The sequence below is a fragment of the Pseudomonas sp. 7P_10.2_Bac1 genome (genome assembly GCF_025465935.1).
In the GTDB taxonomy this organism is placed as follows: Bacteria; Pseudomonadota; Gammaproteobacteria; order Pseudomonadales; family Pseudomonadaceae; genus Aquipseudomonas.
In genome coordinates, this window is the sequence record NZ_JANLNV010000009.1 from 49,279 (window position 1) to 68,808 (window position 19,530).

Annotated in this window: 22 protein-coding genes; 6 read left to right on the forward strand and 16 right to left on the reverse strand. The window is 58.4% G+C overall.

Annotated features, from left to right (window positions below):
• Positions 1-233: 233 nt before the first annotated feature.
• Both NTD86_RS02125 and cysK read right to left on the reverse strand, forming a co-directional pair.
• Positions 234-1,172: an aspartyl/asparaginyl beta-hydroxylase domain-containing protein gene (locus NTD86_RS02125; protein WP_262200507.1), complete on the reverse strand. Its 939-nt coding sequence runs from the start codon at positions 1,170-1,172 to the stop codon at positions 234-236.
• Positions 1,173-1,422: 250 nt separating this feature from the next.
• Positions 1,423-2,397: a cysteine synthase A gene (gene cysK / locus NTD86_RS02130; RefSeq protein ID WP_262200508.1), complete on the reverse strand. Its 975-nt coding sequence runs from the start codon at positions 2,395-2,397 to the stop codon at positions 1,423-1,425.
• Positions 2,398-2,600: 203 nt separating this feature from the next.
• Between cysK and NTD86_RS02135 the strand changes: the two genes are divergently transcribed.
• From NTD86_RS02135 to NTD86_RS02145, 3 genes are all read left to right on the forward strand, one after another.
• Positions 2,601-3,446, forward strand: coding sequence for an AAA family ATPase (locus NTD86_RS02135; protein ID WP_262200509.1), 846 nt, complete (start codon positions 2,601-2,603; stop codon positions 3,444-3,446).
• Between the two features lie 21 nt (positions 3,447-3,467).
• Complete coding sequence (locus NTD86_RS02140) at positions 3,468-4,646, forward strand: vWA domain-containing protein (protein ID WP_262200511.1); 1,179 nt, start codon at positions 3,468-3,470, stop codon at positions 4,644-4,646.
• Positions 4,647-4,908: 262 nt separating this feature from the next.
• Positions 4,909-6,135, forward strand: coding sequence for an MFS transporter (locus tag NTD86_RS02145; RefSeq protein ID WP_262200512.1), 1,227 nt, complete (start codon positions 4,909-4,911; stop codon positions 6,133-6,135).
• Positions 6,136-6,233: 98 nt separating this feature from the next.
• Here the strand turns inward: NTD86_RS02145 and NTD86_RS02150 are convergent, their stop codons facing one another.
• From NTD86_RS02150 to NTD86_RS02175, 6 genes are all read right to left on the reverse strand, one after another.
• The gene (locus tag NTD86_RS02150; RefSeq protein WP_262200513.1) at positions 6,234-7,151 is read right to left on the reverse strand and encodes a biotin-dependent carboxyltransferase family protein; all 918 of its coding nucleotides are present in this window, start codon (positions 7,149-7,151) and stop codon (positions 6,234-6,236) included.
• A complete protein-coding gene (locus NTD86_RS02155; protein WP_262200514.1) occupies positions 7,148-7,852 on the reverse strand; it encodes a 5-oxoprolinase subunit B family protein in 705 nt (234 codons plus the stop codon). Before NTD86_RS02155 ends, NTD86_RS02150 begins: the two co-directional genes overlap by 4 nt.
• On the reverse strand, positions 7,849-8,601 hold the full coding sequence (locus NTD86_RS02160) for a 5-oxoprolinase subunit PxpA (protein ID WP_262200515.1): 753 nt from the start codon (positions 8,599-8,601) through the stop codon (positions 7,849-7,851). Before NTD86_RS02160 ends, NTD86_RS02155 begins: the two co-directional genes overlap by 4 nt.
• Positions 8,602-8,775: 174 nt before the next feature.
• Positions 8,776-9,309 (reverse strand): DUF2937 family protein, encoded by a 534-nt coding sequence (locus NTD86_RS02165; RefSeq protein WP_262200516.1) that lies wholly within the window; start codon positions 9,307-9,309, stop codon positions 8,776-8,778.
• Between the two features lie 12 nt (positions 9,310-9,321).
• A complete protein-coding gene (locus NTD86_RS02170) occupies positions 9,322-10,098 on the reverse strand; it encodes a class II glutamine amidotransferase (protein ID WP_262200517.1) in 777 nt (258 codons plus the stop codon).
• A gap of 36 nt (positions 10,099-10,134) precedes the next feature.
• The gene (locus NTD86_RS02175; protein WP_262200518.1) at positions 10,135-10,620 is read right to left on the reverse strand and encodes an MFS transporter; all 486 of its coding nucleotides are present in this window, start codon (positions 10,618-10,620) and stop codon (positions 10,135-10,137) included.
• A gap of 109 nt (positions 10,621-10,729) precedes the next feature.
• Here NTD86_RS02175 and NTD86_RS02180 point away from each other — a divergent pair, with 109 nt between their 5' ends.
• Positions 10,730-12,775, forward strand: a complete 2,046-nt coding sequence (locus NTD86_RS02180) for a S9 family peptidase (protein ID WP_262200519.1) — start codon at positions 10,730-10,732, stop codon at positions 12,773-12,775.
• Between the two features lie 103 nt (positions 12,776-12,878).
• Here NTD86_RS02180 and NTD86_RS02185 read toward each other — a convergent pair whose 3' ends face one another.
• Positions 12,879-13,172, reverse strand: coding sequence for a hypothetical protein (locus tag NTD86_RS02185; protein ID WP_262200520.1), 294 nt, complete (start codon positions 13,170-13,172; stop codon positions 12,879-12,881).
• Between the two features lie 203 nt (positions 13,173-13,375).
• Here NTD86_RS02185 and NTD86_RS02190 point away from each other — a divergent pair, with 203 nt between their 5' ends.
• Both NTD86_RS02190 and NTD86_RS02195 read left to right on the forward strand, forming a co-directional pair.
• The gene (locus NTD86_RS02190) at positions 13,376-13,750 is read left to right on the forward strand and encodes a YajD family HNH nuclease (RefSeq protein WP_262200521.1); all 375 of its coding nucleotides are present in this window, start codon (positions 13,376-13,378) and stop codon (positions 13,748-13,750) included.
• A gap of 121 nt (positions 13,751-13,871) precedes the next feature.
• Positions 13,872-14,342, forward strand: a complete 471-nt coding sequence (locus NTD86_RS02195; protein ID WP_048371586.1) for an RNA methyltransferase — start codon at positions 13,872-13,874, stop codon at positions 14,340-14,342.
• Here NTD86_RS02195 and NTD86_RS02200 read toward each other — a convergent pair.
• The 7 genes from NTD86_RS02200 to NTD86_RS02230 form a co-directional block, all read right to left on the reverse strand.
• Positions 14,339-15,388, reverse strand: coding sequence for an AI-2E family transporter (locus NTD86_RS02200; protein WP_262200523.1), 1,050 nt, complete (start codon positions 15,386-15,388; stop codon positions 14,339-14,341). The two genes, NTD86_RS02195 and NTD86_RS02200, sit on opposite strands and share 4 nt — an antisense overlap.
• Before the next feature lie 74 nt (positions 15,389-15,462).
• Positions 15,463-16,281, reverse strand: a complete 819-nt coding sequence (locus NTD86_RS02205) for a DUF4892 domain-containing protein (RefSeq protein WP_262200525.1) — start codon at positions 16,279-16,281, stop codon at positions 15,463-15,465.
• 111 nt (positions 16,282-16,392) lie between these two features.
• The gene (locus NTD86_RS02210) at positions 16,393-17,247 is read right to left on the reverse strand and encodes an alpha/beta fold hydrolase (protein ID WP_262200527.1); all 855 of its coding nucleotides are present in this window, start codon (positions 17,245-17,247) and stop codon (positions 16,393-16,395) included.
• Between the two features lie 11 nt (positions 17,248-17,258).
• Positions 17,259-18,059: an alpha/beta fold hydrolase gene (locus NTD86_RS02215; RefSeq protein WP_262200528.1), complete on the reverse strand. Its 801-nt coding sequence runs from the start codon at positions 18,057-18,059 to the stop codon at positions 17,259-17,261.
• 109 nt (positions 18,060-18,168) lie between these two features.
• Positions 18,169-18,612, reverse strand: a complete 444-nt coding sequence (locus NTD86_RS02220) for a hotdog fold thioesterase (RefSeq protein WP_262200529.1) — start codon at positions 18,610-18,612, stop codon at positions 18,169-18,171.
• Positions 18,613-18,743: 131 nt separating this feature from the next.
• Positions 18,744-19,199, reverse strand: coding sequence for a phosphohistidine phosphatase SixA (gene sixA, locus NTD86_RS02225; protein WP_262200530.1), 456 nt, complete (start codon positions 19,197-19,199; stop codon positions 18,744-18,746).
• Positions 19,196-19,528 (reverse strand): DUF4389 domain-containing protein, encoded by a 333-nt coding sequence (locus NTD86_RS02230; RefSeq protein ID WP_262200531.1) that lies wholly within the window; start codon positions 19,526-19,528, stop codon positions 19,196-19,198. The genes sixA and NTD86_RS02230 overlap by 4 nt, the downstream gene beginning before the upstream one ends.
• Positions 19,529-19,530: the final 2 nt, after the last annotated feature.

Sequence of the window (19,530 nt, forward strand, 5' to 3'; positions counted from 1 at the left end):
ACCCGGTGGCGAGACAACGACGCTCACCACGGTGCGGCTGACAGGAGGAGGATAGTGACTGATCTGCACAGGCTGTTTGCCCCCGCACGGCGCCACGCCAGCAAAAACTGCTGGTTCGACAACGCTGTGAGTAAGGGAAAGCGGCATGTACTGATCTTTTAGAAGAGAGTGGTATGAGCTATCTGCTCAACGAGCGCTGACTATAACCAGCGCTCGACATGAATTGCAATGACTTATCCGAACAACCAACGCCACAGCAGCACCAGCACGATAACGGCCAGCACCGGGCGCGCGATGCGATAGAGCTTGGGATTGCGGCGTTTCCATTGCTTGACCACCCCACTGAAGCGGTCACTGAAACTTTTGCTCCAGGCGTAGGCCTTGTTGATCCCGCCGACGCGCTCGTCATCAAGGTTTTGCGGCGCAGTGGCCTTGCCCAGTTGGGCGCTGACCCAGCGATTGATGCGGGTCATAAGGCGGCTGGTAAGCGGACGCTCGACGTCGCAGAACAGAATCACGCGGGTCATGTCGGTTTCGTTCTTGACCCAGTGCACGTAGGTTTCGTCGAACATGACGTCTTCGCCGTCACGCCATGCGTATTCCACGCCATCGACAAAGATGCGGCAGGCGTCGGAGTTCGGCGTCGACAGGCCCAGGTGGTAGCGCAAGGAACCGGCAAACGGGTCGCGGTGCGGGTTGAGGTGGCTGCCACCCGGCAACAGGGCAAACATCGCGCCCTTGACGTTGGGGATGCTGTTGACCAGCTCAACGGTTTTTGGGCACAGCAATTCAGCTGACGGCAGCGGTTTGTCGTACCACTTGAGGTAAAAGCGCTTCCAGCCCTTTTTGAAGAACGAACCAAAACCGGCATCGTTGTTCTTCTCGGCAGCACGAATGTACCCCTCGTCGAACAAGTGCATGGCCTCTTCGCGAATGGCTTGCCAGTTGTCTTTGAGGACATCCAGTTCCGGGAATTTGCTGCGGTCCAGGTACGGCTTGGACGGCACGCCCGAGAACAGATACATCAGGGCGTTGTAGGGCGCAAAGAATGCGGAGTGGTTGACGAACTGGCGCAGCACCGGCAAACGCGCCTTGCCGCGCAGATGCACGTACAGGATGCTGCCGACAAACAGCAGTATGAGCCCTGCCTTGATGGCAAAGGATAAGGTCATGCAACAACTCCTCGAATATACCGTGCGGCACCCAAAGCCCGCCGTGGCAGCCCGCCATGATAAACACTCGCGACGCGGGACAAAACCCGCGCGCTCCAACATTCAGCCTTAAGCACTACGTATTAAAGGCGTAATTATGCATAAGCAGGCTTTAAAGTCGTTTGATTTGAGTCATCAGTAACGGGTGGGAGCGGCCTTGCTCGCGATTCAAGCTGTCGCGAGCAAGCCCGCTCCCACAGGACCCTGGGCGTTACTGGTGCAATTCCTGATCGCTGAACAGATCGCTGAACAGGAAGCTCGACAGGTAACGCTCACCGGAGTCCGGCAGGATCACAACAATGGTCTTGCCTTGCATTTCCGGGGTCTCGGCCAAACGTGCCGCCACCGCCATGGCCGCGCCGCACGAGATTCCGCTCAGAATGCCCTCCTCTTGCATCAGACGCAGAGCCATGGCCTTGGACTCTTCGTCGCTGACCAGCTCCACTTTGTCGAGAATCGACAGGTCGAGGTTTTTCGGCACAAAACCGGCACCAATGCCCTGAATCTTGTGCGGCGAAGGCTTGATTTCTTGACCCGCCAACGCCTGAGTAATGACCGGCGAAGTGATGGGCTCTACCGCAACCGACAAGATCGGCTTGCCCTGGGTCTTTTTGATATAACGCGACACTCCAGTGATGGTGCCGCCAGTGCCTACGCCCGCGACCAGCACATCGACGGCGCCATCGGTGTCATTCCAGATTTCCGGACCGGTGGTTTTTTCGTGGATCGCCGGGTTGGCCGGGTTTTCAAACTGTTGCGGCATAAAGTATTGCTCAGGGTTGCTGGCCTGAATTTCAGCCGCTTTATCGATAGCCCCCTTCATCCCCTTGGCCGGCTCTGTGAGCACCAACTCGGCCCCCAGCGCCTTAAGCACTTTGCGTCGCTCGAGGCTCATCGAAGACGGCATGGTCAGCATCAATTTGTAACCACGCGCGGCAGCAACGAAGGCCAGGCCAATCCCCGTGTTGCCGGAAGTCGGCTCGATGATGGTCATGCCTGGCTTGAGCACGCCACGGCTTTCAGCGTCCCAGATCATGTTGGCGCCAATCCGGCATTTCACCGAATAACCCGGGTTACGCCCTTCAATCTTGGCCAAAATCGTCACGCCACGCGGCGCAATGCTGTTGATCTGGATAAGCGGCGTGTTACCGATCGATTGTGCGTTATCTGCAAAAATGCGGCTCATGGCGAGGTCCTTATGCACCTTTTGGGAAGGACCCAAGGGTAGGCTTCACGATTCAAGGCGTCCAGTCATGGCGTGACGCCTCATTCAGAGACTGAATACCGCGTCTACGTTCACCTGAAGCGGTCGCCGCGTTATAGTCGGACATACTTTTTTATCCCCCGCCCTGCCCTTGCAGGCCTGGATCATGGTTTGAGGAATTGCAGATGAAGTTTGAAGGCACCCGCGCCTATGTGGCCACTGATGACCTGAAACTGGCGGTCAACGCAGCGATCACCCTGGAGCGCCCGTTGCTGGTCAAGGGCGAACCCGGCACCGGTAAAACCATGCTGGCCGAGCAACTGGCCGCCTCCTTTGGCTGCAAGCTGATTACCTGGCACATCAAGTCCACCACCAAGGCTCATCAAGGCTTGTACGAGTACGACGCCGTAAGCCGTCTGCGTGACTCACAACTGGGCGTGGACAAGGTGCACGATGTGCGCAACTACCTTAAAAAAGGCAAATTGTGGGAAGCCTTTGAGGCCGAAGAGCGGGTGATTCTGCTGATCGATGAAATCGACAAGGCTGACATCGAATTCCCCAACGACCTGCTGCAAGAACTCGACAAGATGGAGTTCTACGTTTACGAGACCGATGAAACCATCAAGGCCAAGGTCCGCCCGATCATCATCATTACCTCCAACAACGAAAAAGAACTGCCGGATGCGTTCCTGCGCCGCTGCTTCTTCCATTACATCAATTTCCCGGATCGCGCGACGCTGCAAAAGATCGTCGACGTGCACTTCCCCAATATCAAGAAAGAGCTGGTGAGCGAAGCGCTGGACGTGTTTTTCGACATACGCAAAGTGCCTGGCCTGAAGAAAAAGCCGTCGACCTCTGAACTGGTGGACTGGCTCAAGCTGCTGATGGCCGACAACATTGGCGAGACGGTGTTGCGCGAGCGCGATCCAACCAAGGCGATCCCGCCACTGGCCGGCGCACTGGTTAAAAACGAGCAAGACGTACAACTGCTGGAGCGTCTGGCCTTTATGAGCCGTCGCGGTAATCGCTGATTTTTCAAGAAGGCGATAAGCATGCTCCTTAATCTGTTCAATGAAATGCGTGCAGCCAAGGTGCCGGTGTCGGTGCGCGAGCTGCTGGATCTGATCAACGCGCTGAAAAACCGGGTGACATTCGCCGACATGGACGAATTTTACTACCTGGCGCGTACGATCCTGGTGAAAGACGAACGCCATTTCGACAAGTTCGACCGCGCGTTCGGGGCCTACTTCAATGGCTTGCAAAACCTCAATGAACACCTTGAGGCGCTGATCCCCGAAGACTGGTTGCGCAAGGAGTTTGAGCGTTCGTTGAGTGACGAAGACCGCGCCCAATTGCAGTCGCTGGGCGGCCTGGACAAGCTGATCGAGGCGTTTAAACAACGTCTTGAGGAGCAGAAGGAGCGCCATGCCGGGGGTAACAAATGGATCGGCACTGGCGGCACCAGCCCGTTTGGCTCAGGTGGTTATCATCCGGAAGGCATTCGGGTGGGCGATGCCGGGGCACGCCAGGGTAAGGCGGCAAAAGTCTGGGAGCAGCGCGAATACAAGAACCTCGACGATCAGGTCGAACTGGGGACGCGCAACATCAAGGTGGCACTACGCCGTCTGCGCAAGTTTGCCCGCCAGGGCGCGGCAGATGAGCTGGACATTGATGGCACCATCGACCATACCGCCCGCGATGCGGGGCTGTTGAATATCCAGATGCGGCCCGAGCGACGCAACAACATCAAGCTGCTGTTGCTGTTTGATATTGGCGGCTCGATGGATGCCCACGTAAAAATCTGCGAGGAGCTGTTCTCGGCCTGCAAGACTGAGTTCAAGCACCTTGAGTACTACTACTTCCATAACTTTATTTACGAGTCGATTTGGAAGAACAACCAGCGCCGCCATGTCGAGCGCATCGCCACACAGGATGTGCTGAACACTTACGGCGCCGATTACAAAGTGATTTTCATCGGCGACGCCGCGATGGGGCCGTATGAGATCACCCACGCGGGCGGCAGTGTCGAGCACTGGAACGAAGAGCCGGGTTACAAATGGATGCAGCGGTTCATGGAGAAGTACAAAAAGCTGATCTGGATTAACCCCTACCCCAAAGACACCTGGAAGTACACGGCGTCCACCGGAATCGTGCGCGAGTTGGTTGAAGACCGCATGTACCCGCTGACCCTGGACGGACTGGAAGAAGGCATGCGTTTTTTGGCGAAGTAATGAAGTGCTGTGGCCGCTATCGAGGCACAAAGGTTGCTCTCGACTGGCGGCAGTCGTAAAAACATCCCGCGGGTACAGGCTGCGCATTTGCATTGCTGCAGTAGCGGCTCCTGCCACACCTCAAAATCACTACATTAATTGCAGTGATGATAACTATCGAAACGACCGCCTGCCTGATCCTCCGGGCAGCTTCATATAATCGCGTTAACTTTTTCCCCGCTCGCCTGGCTTCAGGTGACACCCATCCCGGAATTCCCACATCATGCCAAGCCCCAGCCAGGCCTCCAACGGCCTACCCGAACATAATCAACAGAGTGTCAAACAGCAGTGGCTGGCGATTCTCTCGGTCGCTGTGGGCGCTTTTGCCCTGGTGACCAGCGAGTTTCTTCCGGTTGGCGTACTTAACGACGTCGCCACTGATCTGGGCATCAGCGCTGGCCATGCCGGCCTGATGGTGACCTTGCCCGGCATAATGGCCGCTCTGGCAGCCCCTATACTCTCTATCGGTATTGGCGCTCTGGACCGCCGCTATCTGCTCATCGGCCTCACGCTGATCATGATCATCGCCAACTTGCTCGTGGCCTTTGCCAACGACTTCAATCTGCTGCTATTGGGTCGAGTATTTCTGGGTATCAGCATCGGCGGCTTCTGGGCTACAGCCATAGGCCTCAGCAGTCGACTGGCGCCTAAAGGTGTGGGGGTCGCTCAGGCGACTTCAATCATCATGTTCGGCGTGACCCTGGCCACCGTCCTCGGTGTCCCTGTAGGGACCTGGCTCAGTGGCTTGACGGGCTGGCGCATGACATTTCTGATCACTGGCCTGCTGGGGATTCCGGTACTACTGGCACAACTCTTATTCCTACCGCGCCTGACCCCGGAAAAGGCGATTCTCATCAAAGATCTGCCCGCCTTGTTGATCAACCCGCTCTCCCGGGTCGGAATGATTGCCGTCTTGCTCATCGGCCTGGCCCACTTTGCTGCCTACACTTATGTGGCACCATTTTTCAAAAACAGCTCGGGCTTCGACGGCCAGACTATCGGCTCATTGCTGCTGCTCTACGGCATTGCAGGCGTATTCGGTAACATTTTTGCCGGCTTCGCGGCGAACCGCAGCGTGCGTTACACGCTGCTTCTGGTTGCGCTGATGATCGGTATCAGCACTACCCTGTTCCCCCTCTTTGCTACTCACATGACCGGCGCAGTCATGCTAATTGCACTTTGGGGCTTCGCCTTTGGTGCATTCCCGGCCTGCGCCAGCATCTGGATGTTTGTCGTGGCCCCTGAAGACGTCGAACGCGGCATGCCGCTGTTCATTGCCATGTTTCAGGTCATTATTGCCTTCGGTTCGTTCTTTGGCGGTCAGATCGTCGACCAAATGGGCAGCTCTGTGTTGTTTAGCCTGGCCACGGCGCTGGTCGTAATCGGAATTCTGACTGTCGCAGTCCTGGGGCGTGGTGTCAGTAACAACCTGATGGCTCAACCGGATTGATCCCAGGCAATCCGGCACCCTAAACAGCAAGCAGTGCTGCTGATTATCTCCAGGCAGGCAAATACTGCCCGCAGAACCCGCATAAAGAGGCGCAGTGTTCAACCAAAGCGGAGCATGAAGTCTCGCTGCTGACGCTGCGCTGCCTCTTGGGTGATGGGCCGCAAGTACACCGTTTCTGCGGGCAGACATTGCGCCAGGCGCGCCTGGGCCAGCGGGCTCAGCGCACCCAGCCGCGGGTAACCGCCAATGGTCTGGCGATCATTGAGCAACACAATGGGCTGGCCATCGGGAGGTACTTGGATGGCTCCCAACGGTATCCCTTCGGAGATCATCGGCGCGCCTTGATATTCCAACACCGGCCCTTGCAGACGAATGCCCATGCGGTCGGCGCGGCTGTCGAGCGTCCATGGATGATTGAAAGCATCGAAGGTGCTTTGCCCGCTGAACGCGCCGATCTGCGCGCCCAACACGACGTCCAGCAAAGGCTTGGGCTTGAATGCAGGCTGTTGCGCCAACGGGATTTCGCGCAACGCTGGCGCATCAGCCGCGCAAGTCAGTTCATCACCCACCGCCACTGCGCGGCCAAAGCCATCGGGGCCACCCAGTTGCTCACGCACAACCGTGGCGCTGCTACCCAGCACGTGGGGCGCCACAAAGCCGCCTGGGGCTGCGAGGTAGGCACGGGCGCCCAGCAGCGGCTGGGTAAGGCTCAGAGTCTGGCCTTTTTTCAGCTCCAGATGCCGCCAAGGCTTCAACGCCTGCCCGTCTACAGTGGCAGCCAAATCAGCGCCCGCCAGTGCCAGCGTGCAATCGTCCAGGGCAATCAGGGTCAGGCCGCCCAAGGTGATCTCGAGTGTGGCAGCGCCCAACGGATTGCCCAATAACCAGTTGGCCCACGTCATCGACAGCCAGTCCGCTGGCCCGCCCTGAGTCACGCCCAAATGCCTTACGCCAAAACGCCCGGCATCTTGCAACTGGCACATCGGGTTGCTGGCCTTTATCAGTAAACGGCTCATGCCAAAGCCTCCTGAGGCGTGTCATCTCCGCCTAGACGGATGAATTCTGCGTGGGAAATCGCTTCAAATTGGACCGTGTCACCTGGTTGCATCAGGCTGTAGCCCTCGCGATTACGGTCAAACAGCGCGCTCGGCGTGCGCCCGATCAGGTTCCAGCCTCCCGGTGATTGCGCCGGGTAGGCCGCCGTCTGGCGCTCGGCGATCCCGACACTGCCCGCTGCCACCCGCTTGCGCGGGGTATTGAGACGCGGCGCGGCCAAGGCGTCTTCGACCAGCCCCATAAAGGCAAACCCTGGTGCGAAGCCGAGGGCGAACACTTGATATTCACGCTCGGTGTGTCGGCGAATAACTTCACTGACAGAGCCGCCTATGCGCGTGGCCAGTAACGCCAGCTCAGGTCCGACACTGAGGTCATACCACACCGCCAGCACATGATGCTGGCCAAGGGCTCGGGTCTCTGGACGCAGATCGGTAATGGCCTGGTTAATCAAATCCCGCGCTTGGGCCGAGGTCAACGCCAGCCCGTTGTAGTGGACCATCAGGGTGGTGTAGGACGGCACCAGATCAATCAAGTCTTCGGCAAACACCGCGCGCAATCGTTCGCTGGCCGCCAACATCCACGGCATATTGCTTTCGGCAATGTCATCGAATAACCGCAGCATCAGGCAGTCGATGGCTACGATTTCGATGCGCGGCTTCATAACTGCGCCTGCTGGTTCAAGGCTTCGCGGATACGCTGCACGGCGGCGACTGAACTGGCGTTGTCGCCATGGACACACAAGGTGTTGGCGTGCAGGTGCAAGGCGCTGCCATCACTGGCGGTAAGGGGTTGCCCGGCGGCAATCGTCAGCGCTTGCTGGACGATAACCTCTGCTTCGTGGTGCACGGCACCGGGCAACTGACGCGAAACCAACCGCCCGGCGTTGTCGTAGGCGCGATCGGCAAAAGCTTCGAACCACAGCGTCACGCCAAATTCATCGCCAATCGCCTGGGCGGCGCTGTTGTCTCGAGTGGCCAGAAGCATCAACGGCAGGCTGGCATCATAGGCCGCGAGCGCCTGAACCACGGCGCGCAGTTGCGCGGGGTTGGCCATCATGTCGTTGTACATCGCGCCGTGGGGTTTGATGTAGCTGACCCGAGTACCTTGGGCGCGGCATATCCCGTCCAGAGCGCCGATCTGGTAATGCAGCAAGTCTTGCAGCTCTTGCGCCGTGTAGGCCATGGAGCGTCGTCCAAAACCCGCCAGGTCTTGATACGCCGGGTGGGCACCGATCTTGACATTATTCGCCAGCGCCAGCGCCACGGTCTTGCGCATGATGCCCGGGTCTCCGGCGTGAAAGCCGCACGCAATGTTGGCGCAATCAATAAAGGGCATCACCTCGGCATCCAGGCCCATGGTCCAGTTGCCAAAGCTTTCGCCAATGTCGCAGTTCAATAACAGGCGGCTCACGATGATGCTCCTGAAGTCTTTCAAAGAGTTGTGCGGGCATTTTTCGACAGCACTACACCGCGCGTCCAACTAATAAAAGCTGGGTATGGGGATAAGAAAAGTTGATGGCTTGAAGCACGACTTGACGCAACCTGCAGGAGCAAGCTTGCTCGCGCCTGCAGGGGATGCAGTGAGTCAGCTATTGCGTTCGCGTCGGGCGATGCGTTCACGCTGGCGTTTACCGCCCAGCACCACCCAGTCCACCAGCCGGAAAAAGCCTTCGATGATGAAGGAAAACAACAGTGCGCCCGCCATGGCCCAGCCAATGGCAGTCGGCGACAGCAGCACTTGGTAGGAGTATGTGTTGAGGGTTTCCTGACGGATATCCGGGTCGGCAGCGTAAGCCACTTGCAGGGCGCGGATGTACCACGGGCCTTGCATGGCCTGGAATTGCTCGTCGAGCAGGCGCTGACGCTTGAGCATGGTGCTCAGGCTAGCGGCGTCGCTACGAAACACCGGGTCATCACTGGCCTGGTAATGCGCCACCAGTGCGTGCAGATCACCGTTGAAAAACTGGTTGGCGGTGTTCTGGAAACCGGCCAGCCCGGTCTGGGCTTCGATCAGGTGAGCTTCCACGCGGTTGGCGTAGTCGTTGATAAAACCCGGCACTTGCACGCCAATCAACAGACCCAGCGTAAACAGCACCAACCGCAGGTAACTCAGCCACATAGACGCTTACTCTTAATCGGTTTTACCTTGGCTGACGCATTCGCCGCGTCGCCACAGGCTCCAGTGGCCCGGCTCATAACGAGTCCAGATTTCGTTTTCCGTCAGCGGCTCGGTGGCAATCACGGTCACGACGTCGTTAGGAGTGGTTTCTGACTGAAAATCGACGATAACGTCGACATCTTTCAACCGTGCAGGACCGAATGGCGCGCGTCGGGTGATGTGCACCAGTTTGGTCGAGCAATAACAAAACAGCCAGTCGCCGTCACTGAGCATGCAGTTGAAGACGCCCTTGCTGCGAAATTCGGCGCACGCCTGGGTCAAAACCGGAATCAGTTCTTCGACCTCAACCGGCTCCGGAAACGCTTCACGCACGCGGTTGAGCACATCACAGAAAGCTGCCTCGCTGTCGGTATCGCCCACCGGACGGTAAAAACTGGCGCTCGGGGAAAAGTCCGCCAGTTGGCCGTTGTGCGCGAAGCACCAGTTACGCCCCCACAACTCCCGGACAAAGGGATGGGTGTTGGACAAGCAGACTTTGCCAACGTTGGCCTGGCGAATATGGCCTATAACGACTTCACTTTTTATCGGATAACGCTGCACCAGCAATGCAACTTGCGACTCGCAACTGGCGGCTGGGTCTTGGAACAGACGCAGGCCACGGCCTTCATAAAAGGCGATACCCCAGCCATCACGATGCGGGCCGGTACGCCCGCCCCGCTGCATCAGGCCGGTAAAACTGAACACAATGTCGGTCGGGACATTTGCGCTCATGCCCAATAATTCACACACGCTTGCACACTCGCATTCAAACTCAACGAAAAAGAATCAGACCCGCGGCTCAACCCGCGTCGTGCCTGCAGGACGCGGCGCTGGCTGACGGCCGTAGCGATCGTCACCGGCCGAGCCGAATGGTTGATCGTCTTCAGGGTCAATGCTGCGGTTTTGTTCAAAGTCTGCGTTTTGCGCGGCACGTGCCTTGCGGGCACGCTCAATCGGCCAACGGATCAACACAAACACCGCGTACAGGCAAAACGCGAAAAGGGTGTACATCAGCAAGTCGGACGCTGCACGCCACACGTTGTCACCCACCTTGAACGCGAGGTCCAAGGCCGTGATGGCCACTGCAGGAGCAAATTGATCTTTGACGGGGTCAATAATGGTCGGGCTGAACAGCAGCACCGCCATTAGCACGCGCAACGGCTCACGCAACCAGCGCCACATAAAACGGGTCAGGCGGCACCATACGAGCAGGCAGCCCAAAGCAGCGATGGCATATAAGCCCCAGGCGATCAGATAGTCGTTCTCGGTCATGGTATCCGTGGTCGGCAGGCAATGAAGCGCTATGATAACGGCTTTTCGAGAGTGCGGCTGCACCGCCGTCAGCGTCACTTCTATTCATTCAGATTTCAGAGAACGCTCAATGACCGAATCAGCCTACACAAATAGCGCACCAATCGCACACAAGGTCGAGGGTTCTGACCCCTACGCATGGTTACAAAATCGCGATAGCAAAGAGGTTTTGGACTACCTGATAGCGGAAAACAAGTACCAGGAAGCGCAGTTGGCCGATCAGGCCGAATTGCGTGAAACCCTGTTTCAAGAGATCAAGGGGCGTATTCGCGAGACAGATTTATCGCTGCCCTCCCCTTGGGGGCCATTCTTGTACTACACGCGCACCCAGGCCGGTGATGAATACGCGCGTCACTACCGCTGCCCGCGTCCGGCTGATGACAGCCAGCTGATCGACGACAGTGCAGAACAATTGCTGCTGGACCCGAACGCCCTGGCCAATGGCGGTTTCATTTCTGTGGGCGCGCTCTGTGTCAGCCCGGACAACCAGCGCCTGGCTTACAGCCTGGACACCAGCGGCGAGGAAGTGTATCGCCTGTACGTCAAAGAGCTGGTGACTGGCGCCGTGACGGAACTGCCCTTTGCAGACTGCGATGGCAGCATGACGTGGGCCAATGACAGCCAGACGCTGTTTTTCGCTGAGTTGGATGAGACCCATCGTCCGCACAAATTGCTGCGTCATACCCTGGGTGAAGACGCAGCGCATGAAGTGTTTCATGAGGCCGACGGTCGATTCTTCCTGCATTGCTATCGCTCAAGCTCTGAGCGCCAGTTGATCCTGTTGCTCAACTGCAAAACCACCAGTGAAACCTGGGTGCTGGACGCCGATCAGCCGAAGCAAGCGTTTCGCTGCCTGGCGCCACGGGTCGAAGGCCACGACTACAGTGTCGATCACGGTTTGTACGAGGACCAATGGGCGTGGTTTATCCGCACCAATCAGGACGGTATCAACTTCGCGCTGTATTACGCACTGGGTGATGCTCCGCAACGTGATCAATGGCAGCGTCTGATCGCCCATGACGACCAGGTAATGCTCGAAGGCCTGACACTCAAAGCAAATGCGTTGTGCCTGAGCCTGCGTGAAGGCGGCCTGCCGATAATCGAGATCCGCCCGCAGGGTTTGCCGCCTTACCGTGTGCAACTCCCGGACGCAGCCTACACCCTTTATATCCAGGACAGCCTTGAGTTTCGCAGCACACACATCCGTCTGCGTTACGAATCACTGAATCGACCGGCGCAAGTGCGCCAACTGACGCTCACCACTGGCGAGCAAACGGTGCTCAAGGAAACCCCGGTACTCGGACCGTTTGATGCCGATGACTATGTCAGCCAACGTCTATGGGCGACCGCGCCGGATGGCACGCAAGTGCCGATCAGCCTGGTGATCAAGCGCGAAGCCCTGGGCAAACCGACTCCGCTGTACCTGTATGGTTACGGCGCGTATGGCGAAAGCCTTGACCCGTGGTTTTCCCATGCACGGCTGAGTTTGCTTGAGCGCGGCGTGGCGTTTGCGATTGCCCATGTGCGCGGCGGCGGTGAGTTGGGCGAGGCCTGGTATCGTGCGGGCAAGCAGGAGCACAAGCAGAACACGTTCAACGATTTCATAGCCTGTGCCGAGCATTTGATCGCCCAGGGTCTCACCCGTAGCGAGCAACTGGTGATCAGTGGTGGCAGTGCGGGAGGCCTGTTGATCGGCGCCGTGCTCAATCAGCGTCCGGAACTGTTCAAGGCGGCAATTGCCGAGGTGCCGTTTGTCGATGTGCTCAACACCATGCTCGACCCTGACTTGCCGCTGACCGTGACCGAATACGACGAGTGGGGCAACCCGCAAGAGCCTGAGGTCTACGAACGCATCAAGGCATACGCGCCATATGAAAATGTGGTGCCACAAGCGTATCCGGCAATGCTGGTGATCGCCGGCTATAACGACAGCCGCGTGCAATATTGGGAAGCCGCCAAATGGGTGGCCAAGCTGCGTGCCACCAAGACCGACGACCATCTGTTGTTGCTCAAGACCGAACTGGACGCCGGCCATGGTGGCATGAGCGGGCGCTATCAGGGCCTGCGTGACGTAGCGCTGGAGTATGCGTTTGTGTTCAAGGTGCTTGCTTCGTAGTCGCTGCCCGGGGCAGTAAAAGGCCTTGGAACATCGAGGTCATGGTTACCAAGCAAGCATTAGCCCTGTGCGGTAGCGACTGCCGGGTTAAGACGCTCTGCGGTCATTCGGCCGCAGGCTTGGTTTTCTGATCCTTAACCTCTAGCCCCGGCACTGGTTGGTCCTTGGGCGGCGGTTGCGGCAGTTCGATCGGCGGCAGCGGCACCAAGCTGCTGCCGGGAGCCGGTTTGGGCGCAGCCCGTGGAGTGACCTGTGGATATGGGGTGGGTGTTGGCGTGCCCGGAGACCCCGGTGCAGGGGTCACGGGAACACTGGGAATGGTGGTTAATTCAGCAGCCTGAACCGCACTTATCGAGAGCGCGCCCCACACAATGGCCGTTAGAATAGTGCGTTTCATTGATTACTCCGTTGCCAGACCGGCTTGTCAGGCGTCAGGCTACTCGCAACCAGCTGTTTTTGTCCCCTTTTATAAGCGTTCATGCAACATTCGCCTGCTGCAACAAAGGCACAGGGCAGACGCTCTGGATGACTAAAACCGCTAAAGCTGAGCAACAGCTAAACTTCACGACATAACCGTCATTCGTCTTTAAGGTGCACCCCATGAGTTCAGCGAACCCACCCTCCCACACCGCCAAGCTGGACCGCATCCTGGCCGATGCCCAGCGTGACCGTGAAATGGGCTATCGCGACAAAGCCCTGAAAATGTACCCCCATGTGTGCGGCCGCTGCGCCCGTGAGTTCTCCGGCAAGCGCCTGAGCGAACTGACGGTGCATCATCGCGATCACAACCATGACAACAACCCGCAGGACGGCTCCAACTGGGAGTTACTGTGCCTGTACTGCCACGACAACGAACACTCGCGCTACACCGACCAGCAGTACTTTTCGGACAGCTCGATCAGCAGCCCGAAAGCCGCCAAGGCAACCCATAACCCGTTCGCCGCTCTGGCTGGATTGATGAAAAAAGACGACTAAACACCCAGTGCCTCACGGGGCGGACCTGCATGGCGACGGGAGCAAAAGGCCCTTATCGCAAGGCTGGTTCGCGCCTGCGGGGGTGTATACTCGCGTCTTTTTTTCTGAAAGGCACCGACACGTGGCAGACAAACGGTACAGCTGCATTGGTTTGTATAACCCTAAATCACCGGAAAACGTCGGCTCGGTGATGCGTGCGGCTGGTTGCTATAACGTGGCCTCGGTGTTTTACACCGGCAAACGCTATGAACGCGCCCGCGACTTCATTACTGATACCAAGAAGATCCATCAGGACATTCCGCTGATTGGCATCGACGACCTTAAAAAGATCATCCCGTTGGGCTGCATTCCAGTCGCCGTGGAGTTGGTTGAAGGTGCGCGTTCCTTACCGGAATACACGCACCCGGACCGGGCAATTTATATCTTTGGCCCCGAAGACGGCTCACTGGATAAAGAGGTGCTCGACTGGTGTGAGGATGTGATCTACATCCCGACCAATGGCTGCATGAACCTGGCCGCCACGGTCAATGTGGTGCTGTACGACCGCCTGGCCAAGGGCAAGAACACACGTTCCGGCCCTAAGTTTGGCTAGGGTTTTTTCCCATATTGCTGGCCGGTGCTCCAATCGACCAGCAAGCTGTAGGCAATCGCCAGCAAGGTCGGCCCGATAAACAGACCGATAAAGCCGAAGGCGATCAGCCCGCCAAACACCCCCAGCAATACGATCACCAACGGTAAATTGCCGCCCCGACTGATCAGGTACGGCTTGAGCACGTTATCGACACCGCTGATGATCAGCGTGCCCCAGATACCCAGGAAAATCGCCATCCCGTACTCGCCCTTCCAGGCCAGCCAGGCGGTGGCGGGGATCCAGATCAGAGGTGGACCCATGGGGATCAGGCTGAGCAGGAAAGTGGCCAACCCCAGCACCAGCGCCCCCGGCACACCGGCGATCAGAAAGCCGATCAGCGCCAGCAAGGCCTGGGCGGCGGCCGTGCCAATCACGCCGTTGACCACCCGCTGCACAGTGCCTGCCACCAATTCCTGATAGTAATCGGCACGTTCCCCGATCAGCCGCACCAGCAGGCTGTGCACAAAGGTCGCTAAACGCGGGCCATCGCGATAGAAAAAGAACACGAAGACAATGCTCAGGGACAGCTCCAGAATCCCGCCTCCGATCTGCGCACTGCGGGCCAGCAGCCAGTTGCCCACCTGCCCCAGATACGGCTTGACCGCCACAATCATGGCCGCACCCTGTTGATCGAGGGTGTTCCACATGCCGACCAGTCGCTCGCCGACCAGCGGAATGCCTGCCAGCCAGCTTGGTGCTTCAGGCAAGCCTTCGAGCTGCACATCTTTGACAAATGTAGTGGCGTCACGCACATGGTCGGCCAGGTTGAACCCCAGCCACACCATCGGCCCGGCCACCAGTAACATCCAGCCGAGCGTCAGGATGCTCGCGGCCAACGACTCGCGGCCGTTGAGCCAGCGCGTGAGCAATCGCATCAGAGGCCAACTGGCAAACGCCAGCACCGCTCCCCAGAATAATGCCGACCAAAACGGCGCCATCACCCACAGGCTCGCGCCGAACAGCACCACGAGCAGGATCTGCACCAAGAGGCGATCGTTATTGAGCATGTAGGTTCCGCAGAAAAGGTAAGGGATCGAAAGGCACGACGACTACCAGAAGTGTAGCCGTCGCTTGCAAGGATTTAGCGCAATAACTCGAGATTCAGGCCTTTGGCCGGTTTTGTGCCGAGGTCCATGCGGGCCGCTCGAACCCCGTGCTGGATCAGAGCATCGCGCCAGGCCGACGCATTTTCGCCGGTCAGGCTGACCCGTGAAGTCACATCAAGGCTCAACGCGCGGGCGATCAAGGTGACCCACTGTGAGTCCGGTTCTCCGACAAGCTTGGGGAAATCCAGCACGCCCGTGCTTCGCAACTGACGCTGCAAGGTCGCTGAGGTCGGCAGTAGTTGACCAAGATCGGTGCTCGCTTGAAGTTGCTCGACGTGCAGGTAGGCTTTGCGCCCGCCCCGATTGATGCCGTACAACGCAATCAGCTGATTTTGATCGGGCGCTGCCCGGCGCAGCAACAGGTAGGATTGTTGCTCGTCGGCGCCCACCAGCTTGGCGTTACCAAATACCTCATTGGCCCACAAGCTGCTTTCGCCGCAGTCCCTGCCCTGACACCAGAACAGCAGCTCGGCGCCTTGTTTCTGCAAAGCCTCCCGTGCAGCCGTAAACGCTTCAGAGCCGGAGTGTTCGGCAGGCAGTTCGTAGGTAACCGCGGTGGTTTGGCCGCGAGTATTGACCTGGCCTTCCAGGCGCAGGCGCCCGCTGATCTTGCGGATCGACCCCATGGGGTAAATGCGTTCAATGTCGGGCTTGACGCTGTAGTCGACAATTTGCGCGTCGGCCAGCCGTGGCAGACCTTGCAGGTCTTGGCTACCGGGCACATCCGCAGCCCATGCCATTGTGCTGATGCAACTCAGGCCCAGTGCCCAGATGAAACGATTGGGTCTGTTCATCGGCGTCTCACACTTGAGACCGAATGGCCTGTGGAGGGCGCAGCGGTGTAGTAATCCATGATGATGTCTCCCCTTTCAAGCCGCCAAGCCTCGACAGTTGGCCGGCGCAAGTCAAGGAGTGGCGAAGAACCGATTGAAACAGTCTGCAACAAGGATTGCCCCGGCCTCGTCATTCAGGTGCAAATGATGGCCGCCTGCTAAGGGTTCCACTGTAAAGGGTAGACGATCCAGCAATTGCATATGACTGGCCAGCATACCCTCCTCGGCCACTATCAAGGTTGTCGGGCAACTGACCCTGTGTACAAAAGACATGGCTTGCTCATCGCTCAAACGCAGCGGCGACGGTAACGTCAACCGGCTGTCACTGCGCCAGCTATAGCCGCCGGGGATAGGCATCAAGCCGCGCTGGGCGAGCAGTTCGGCCGCTTCGCGACTGACGGCAACCATGCCCTTCATGCGGGCTTCAATGGCCCGATCGAGGGTGGGGTGCACCGATTTGCGCTTATGCGCATGCGCCAGCTGCGCCTGCAGGGCCTTGCCCATGTTCTCGGCCGCGTCACTTGCGAGGCCGCTATGCGGTATGACGCCGTCGATCAATGCCAATCGGCTGACATGCTCTGGAAACGAGCCGGCAATAATCACCGAAACAATCGCCCCCAGTGAATGCCCCAGCAGGGCAAAGCGCTCCCAGCCCAACTGCTCGGCGACACACAGCACATCAAAGGCATAATCGGCCAGCGTATAGCCGGCCCCCCGCGGGCGGTGGTCAGAATGACCATGACCAGCAAAATCCAGTGCCACAATGCGCAAGCCGTGCAGTTTGGGCGCCAGTCGGGCAAAGCTGTTGGCGTTGTCCAGCCAGCCATGCAGGGCAATGACTGGCAGGCCGTCTTCCGGGCCAAAGATATGCGCCGCCAATTCGATATGCGGCAGACTCAGACGGATTTCTTCAACCACAGGACTCATGCGGATGCTCTTCAGAGGCCGGGTTGAGGCAGTTCCCAGCGGGCAAAAATTTGTTTCAGCAGGCTGGCGGTTTCTTGCGGCTGCTCCAGGGGGAACATGTGACCGCCAGGTACGCTCAGCGACTCTCCGCGAGGCAGGCGCGCCACGGCCCGGGCATGATGGCGCATGACGACGCGACTGTCTCGCCCACGCACCACGGTTAATGGCACCTGCAATTGGAAAATACGCCCCGGACTGATGTGGGGCACACCGCGATAGATGTTGATCTCCGTGGCCGGATCAAAACTCAGGCGTAACCGATCATCGACGGTTTGCAGGCCATGCTCAAGGTACGCGTCAAAACAATCGGGGTCGAAGCTGCGAAACAACGCCTTGCCCGCGAAGTATTCCCGTGCAGCCGCGCGATCTGCAAATTCTGCACGGCGCCCCAACGTGCGGCCTGCCGGAGTGAGGCGGTCGATAAAACCAAAACGCTTGGCGGCACGAATCATCCATTGATCGGCCACGGTCAGCACCGGCGAATCCAGCATCACCACGCCTTTGTACAAGTGCGGGCACCGTAACGCGGCGTGCAGGTGCAACATGCCGCCCAGTGAATGACCGACACCGAGCACAGGTTCGGCTTGCTGTTGCAGGTGGTAAATCAGCTCATCGACCAGGTTGCGCCAATTGTTGTCCACCGGAAACCGTGGATCATGCCCGTGCTGCGGTAACCGGGCAACGCTGAAGTCTGGCGCCAGGGCGTCAAACAATTTGCCGTAGGTGCCTGACGGGAATCCATTGGCATGGGCGAAGAAAATCTGCCGAGACATACAAGGCGTCCACACATATGAAGTACGCCTTATTGTCTGTATGAAAAACCCTTGCAACAACGACCGTATGCGCCATGAAAGGCGACACAACGGCCATTACCGTGCCGAATCAGCGCGCTGGGGGCGTTTCGCCCAGCGGGACGACGGCGATGGTCAGTCGCGAAATGCAGTTGAGTTTGCCGTTGTCGTCGGTCAGGCGAATGTCCCAGACATGGGTGGTGCGCCCGATGTGAACCGGCTTTGCCACCGCACTCACCCGCCCGCTACGCACGCCGCGCAGGTGGTTGGCGTTGACTTCAAGGCCCACGCAATAGAATTTTTTAGTGTCTATGCATAGGTAGCTGGCCATCGAACCAAGGGTTTCGGCCAGCACCACCGAGGCCCCGCCATGCAACAAACCGAACGGTTGATGAGTGCGATGATCGACCACCATGCTCGCAGTGATCGACTGGTCATCGTAGGCATCAAAGGTAATGTCGAGCACGTCGCAGATGGTGTTTTTACGCATCTCGTTGAGGTACGCGAGGTCCGGCTGGGTCGTCCACAAACTCATGGGTCATTCCTTGCTCTGTGAGTGATGGCTGTCATTTTGTCGTAGGATTTTTCGACAGCCTGGACCCAACTATCTTTCACACCGACCTGATTCTGCAACTGTTGCTCAACTCGCAAGCGACGGCGACGGTTTCAAACACCGGGGTTATATACCCCAAGCAATGTCATGCTGCCCGCCAGCGGCCACTCCCCTTCCAGCTCGGCCAGGCTAGCCGTGTGCATCGGCTGTGGCCTGCGCACGTTACCGTATTGCAGCAGGCTGATCAGTTCGCCCACGAAAGGCTGATGGCTTACCAGCAATACGTGGCCGCTGTCTGGCAACTGGCTCACCGCGAACCTGGGATCGCTTTCGGGGGTCAGCCACGGCACGGTGATGAGTTCAGGAGTAAAACCCAGGGCTGCGCGCACCAGTGCAGCCGTCTGCTGAGCGCGTACATATGGACTGACCAATATGCGATCCAGCGGCTGGCCGATCAACTGCGCCGCCGTGTGCAGGACTTGATCACGACCGTGGTGGGTGAGTTCGCGCTCGGCATCACGGGGAGCGTGAGGCTGGGCTTCACCATGGCGCAAGATCCAGAGCTTCATGGCTTGGTCTCGGTGCCGTTCGACGGCGAAACATAGGGCGCCTCCCCTTCTGGGGCACGCGGCGCTGGCCAATCGGCAAAGGGCCATGGCTTTTGCTCAGTGTGAAAGCTGCCAAAACGTCCGATTTGAGCGAAGTAGAGGCTCAGGCTGTCACCGAAGTTCATCAGGCCACCATTGGGGGCGCCGTACAGCAGACGATAAATCAGTTGCACCAGCACCAGCCCGCCGAGCACCAATTGGGCGACTTGCCATACCACTAGAAAAACCAGCATCCACAGCACGCGGATCACGATGGATTCGTACTTGGGGGCTTTATTGCTGTCACTCATGT

What these genes read in the sequence shown, in the direction of transcription:
- NTD86_RS02125 (WP_262200507.1), bottom strand. Translation starts at nt 1,172, where the DNA reads ATGACCTTATCCTTTGCCATCAAGGCAGGGCTCATACTGCTGTTTGTC.
- cysK (WP_262200508.1), bottom strand. Translation starts at nt 2,397, where the DNA reads ATGAGCCGCATTTTTGCAGATAACGCACAATCGATCGGTAACACGCCG.
- NTD86_RS02135 (WP_262200509.1), top strand. Translation starts at nt 2,601, where the DNA reads ATGAAGTTTGAAGGCACCCGCGCCTATGTGGCCACTGATGACCTGAAA.
- NTD86_RS02140 (WP_262200511.1), top strand. Translation starts at nt 3,468, where the DNA reads ATGCTCCTTAATCTGTTCAATGAAATGCGTGCAGCCAAGGTGCCGGTG.
- NTD86_RS02145 (WP_262200512.1), top strand. Translation starts at nt 4,909, where the DNA reads ATGCCAAGCCCCAGCCAGGCCTCCAACGGCCTACCCGAACATAATCAA.
- NTD86_RS02150 (WP_262200513.1), bottom strand. Translation starts at nt 7,151, where the DNA reads ATGAGCCGTTTACTGATAAAGGCCAGCAACCCGATGTGCCAGTTGCAA.
- NTD86_RS02155 (WP_262200514.1), bottom strand. Translation starts at nt 7,852, where the DNA reads ATGAAGCCGCGCATCGAAATCGTAGCCATCGACTGCCTGATGCTGCGG.
- NTD86_RS02165 (WP_262200516.1), bottom strand. Translation starts at nt 9,309, where the DNA reads ATGTGGCTGAGTTACCTGCGGTTGGTGCTGTTTACGCTGGGTCTGTTG.
- NTD86_RS02175 (WP_262200518.1), bottom strand. Translation starts at nt 10,620, where the DNA reads ATGACCGAGAACGACTATCTGATCGCCTGGGGCTTATATGCCATCGCT.
- NTD86_RS02180 (WP_262200519.1), top strand. Translation starts at nt 10,730, where the DNA reads ATGACCGAATCAGCCTACACAAATAGCGCACCAATCGCACACAAGGTC.
- NTD86_RS02185 (WP_262200520.1), bottom strand. Translation starts at nt 13,172, where the DNA reads ATGAAACGCACTATTCTAACGGCCATTGTGTGGGGCGCGCTCTCGATA.
- NTD86_RS02190 (WP_262200521.1), top strand. Translation starts at nt 13,376, where the DNA reads ATGAGTTCAGCGAACCCACCCTCCCACACCGCCAAGCTGGACCGCATC.
- NTD86_RS02200 (WP_262200523.1), bottom strand. Translation starts at nt 15,388, where the DNA reads ATGCTCAATAACGATCGCCTCTTGGTGCAGATCCTGCTCGTGGTGCTG.
- NTD86_RS02205 (WP_262200525.1), bottom strand. Translation starts at nt 16,281, where the DNA reads ATGAACAGACCCAATCGTTTCATCTGGGCACTGGGCCTGAGTTGCATC.
- NTD86_RS02210 (WP_262200527.1), bottom strand. Translation starts at nt 17,247, where the DNA reads ATGAGTCCTGTGGTTGAAGAAATCCGTCTGAGTCTGCCGCATATCGAA.
- NTD86_RS02215 (WP_262200528.1), bottom strand. Translation starts at nt 18,059, where the DNA reads ATGTCTCGGCAGATTTTCTTCGCCCATGCCAATGGATTCCCGTCAGGC.
- NTD86_RS02220 (WP_262200529.1), bottom strand. Translation starts at nt 18,612, where the DNA reads ATGAGTTTGTGGACGACCCAGCCGGACCTCGCGTACCTCAACGAGATG.
- sixA (WP_262200530.1), bottom strand. Translation starts at nt 19,199, where the DNA reads ATGAAGCTCTGGATCTTGCGCCATGGTGAAGCCCAGCCTCACGCTCCC.
- NTD86_RS02230 (WP_262200531.1), bottom strand. Translation starts at nt 19,528, where the DNA reads ATGAGTGACAGCAATAAAGCCCCCAAGTACGAATCCATCGTGATCCGC.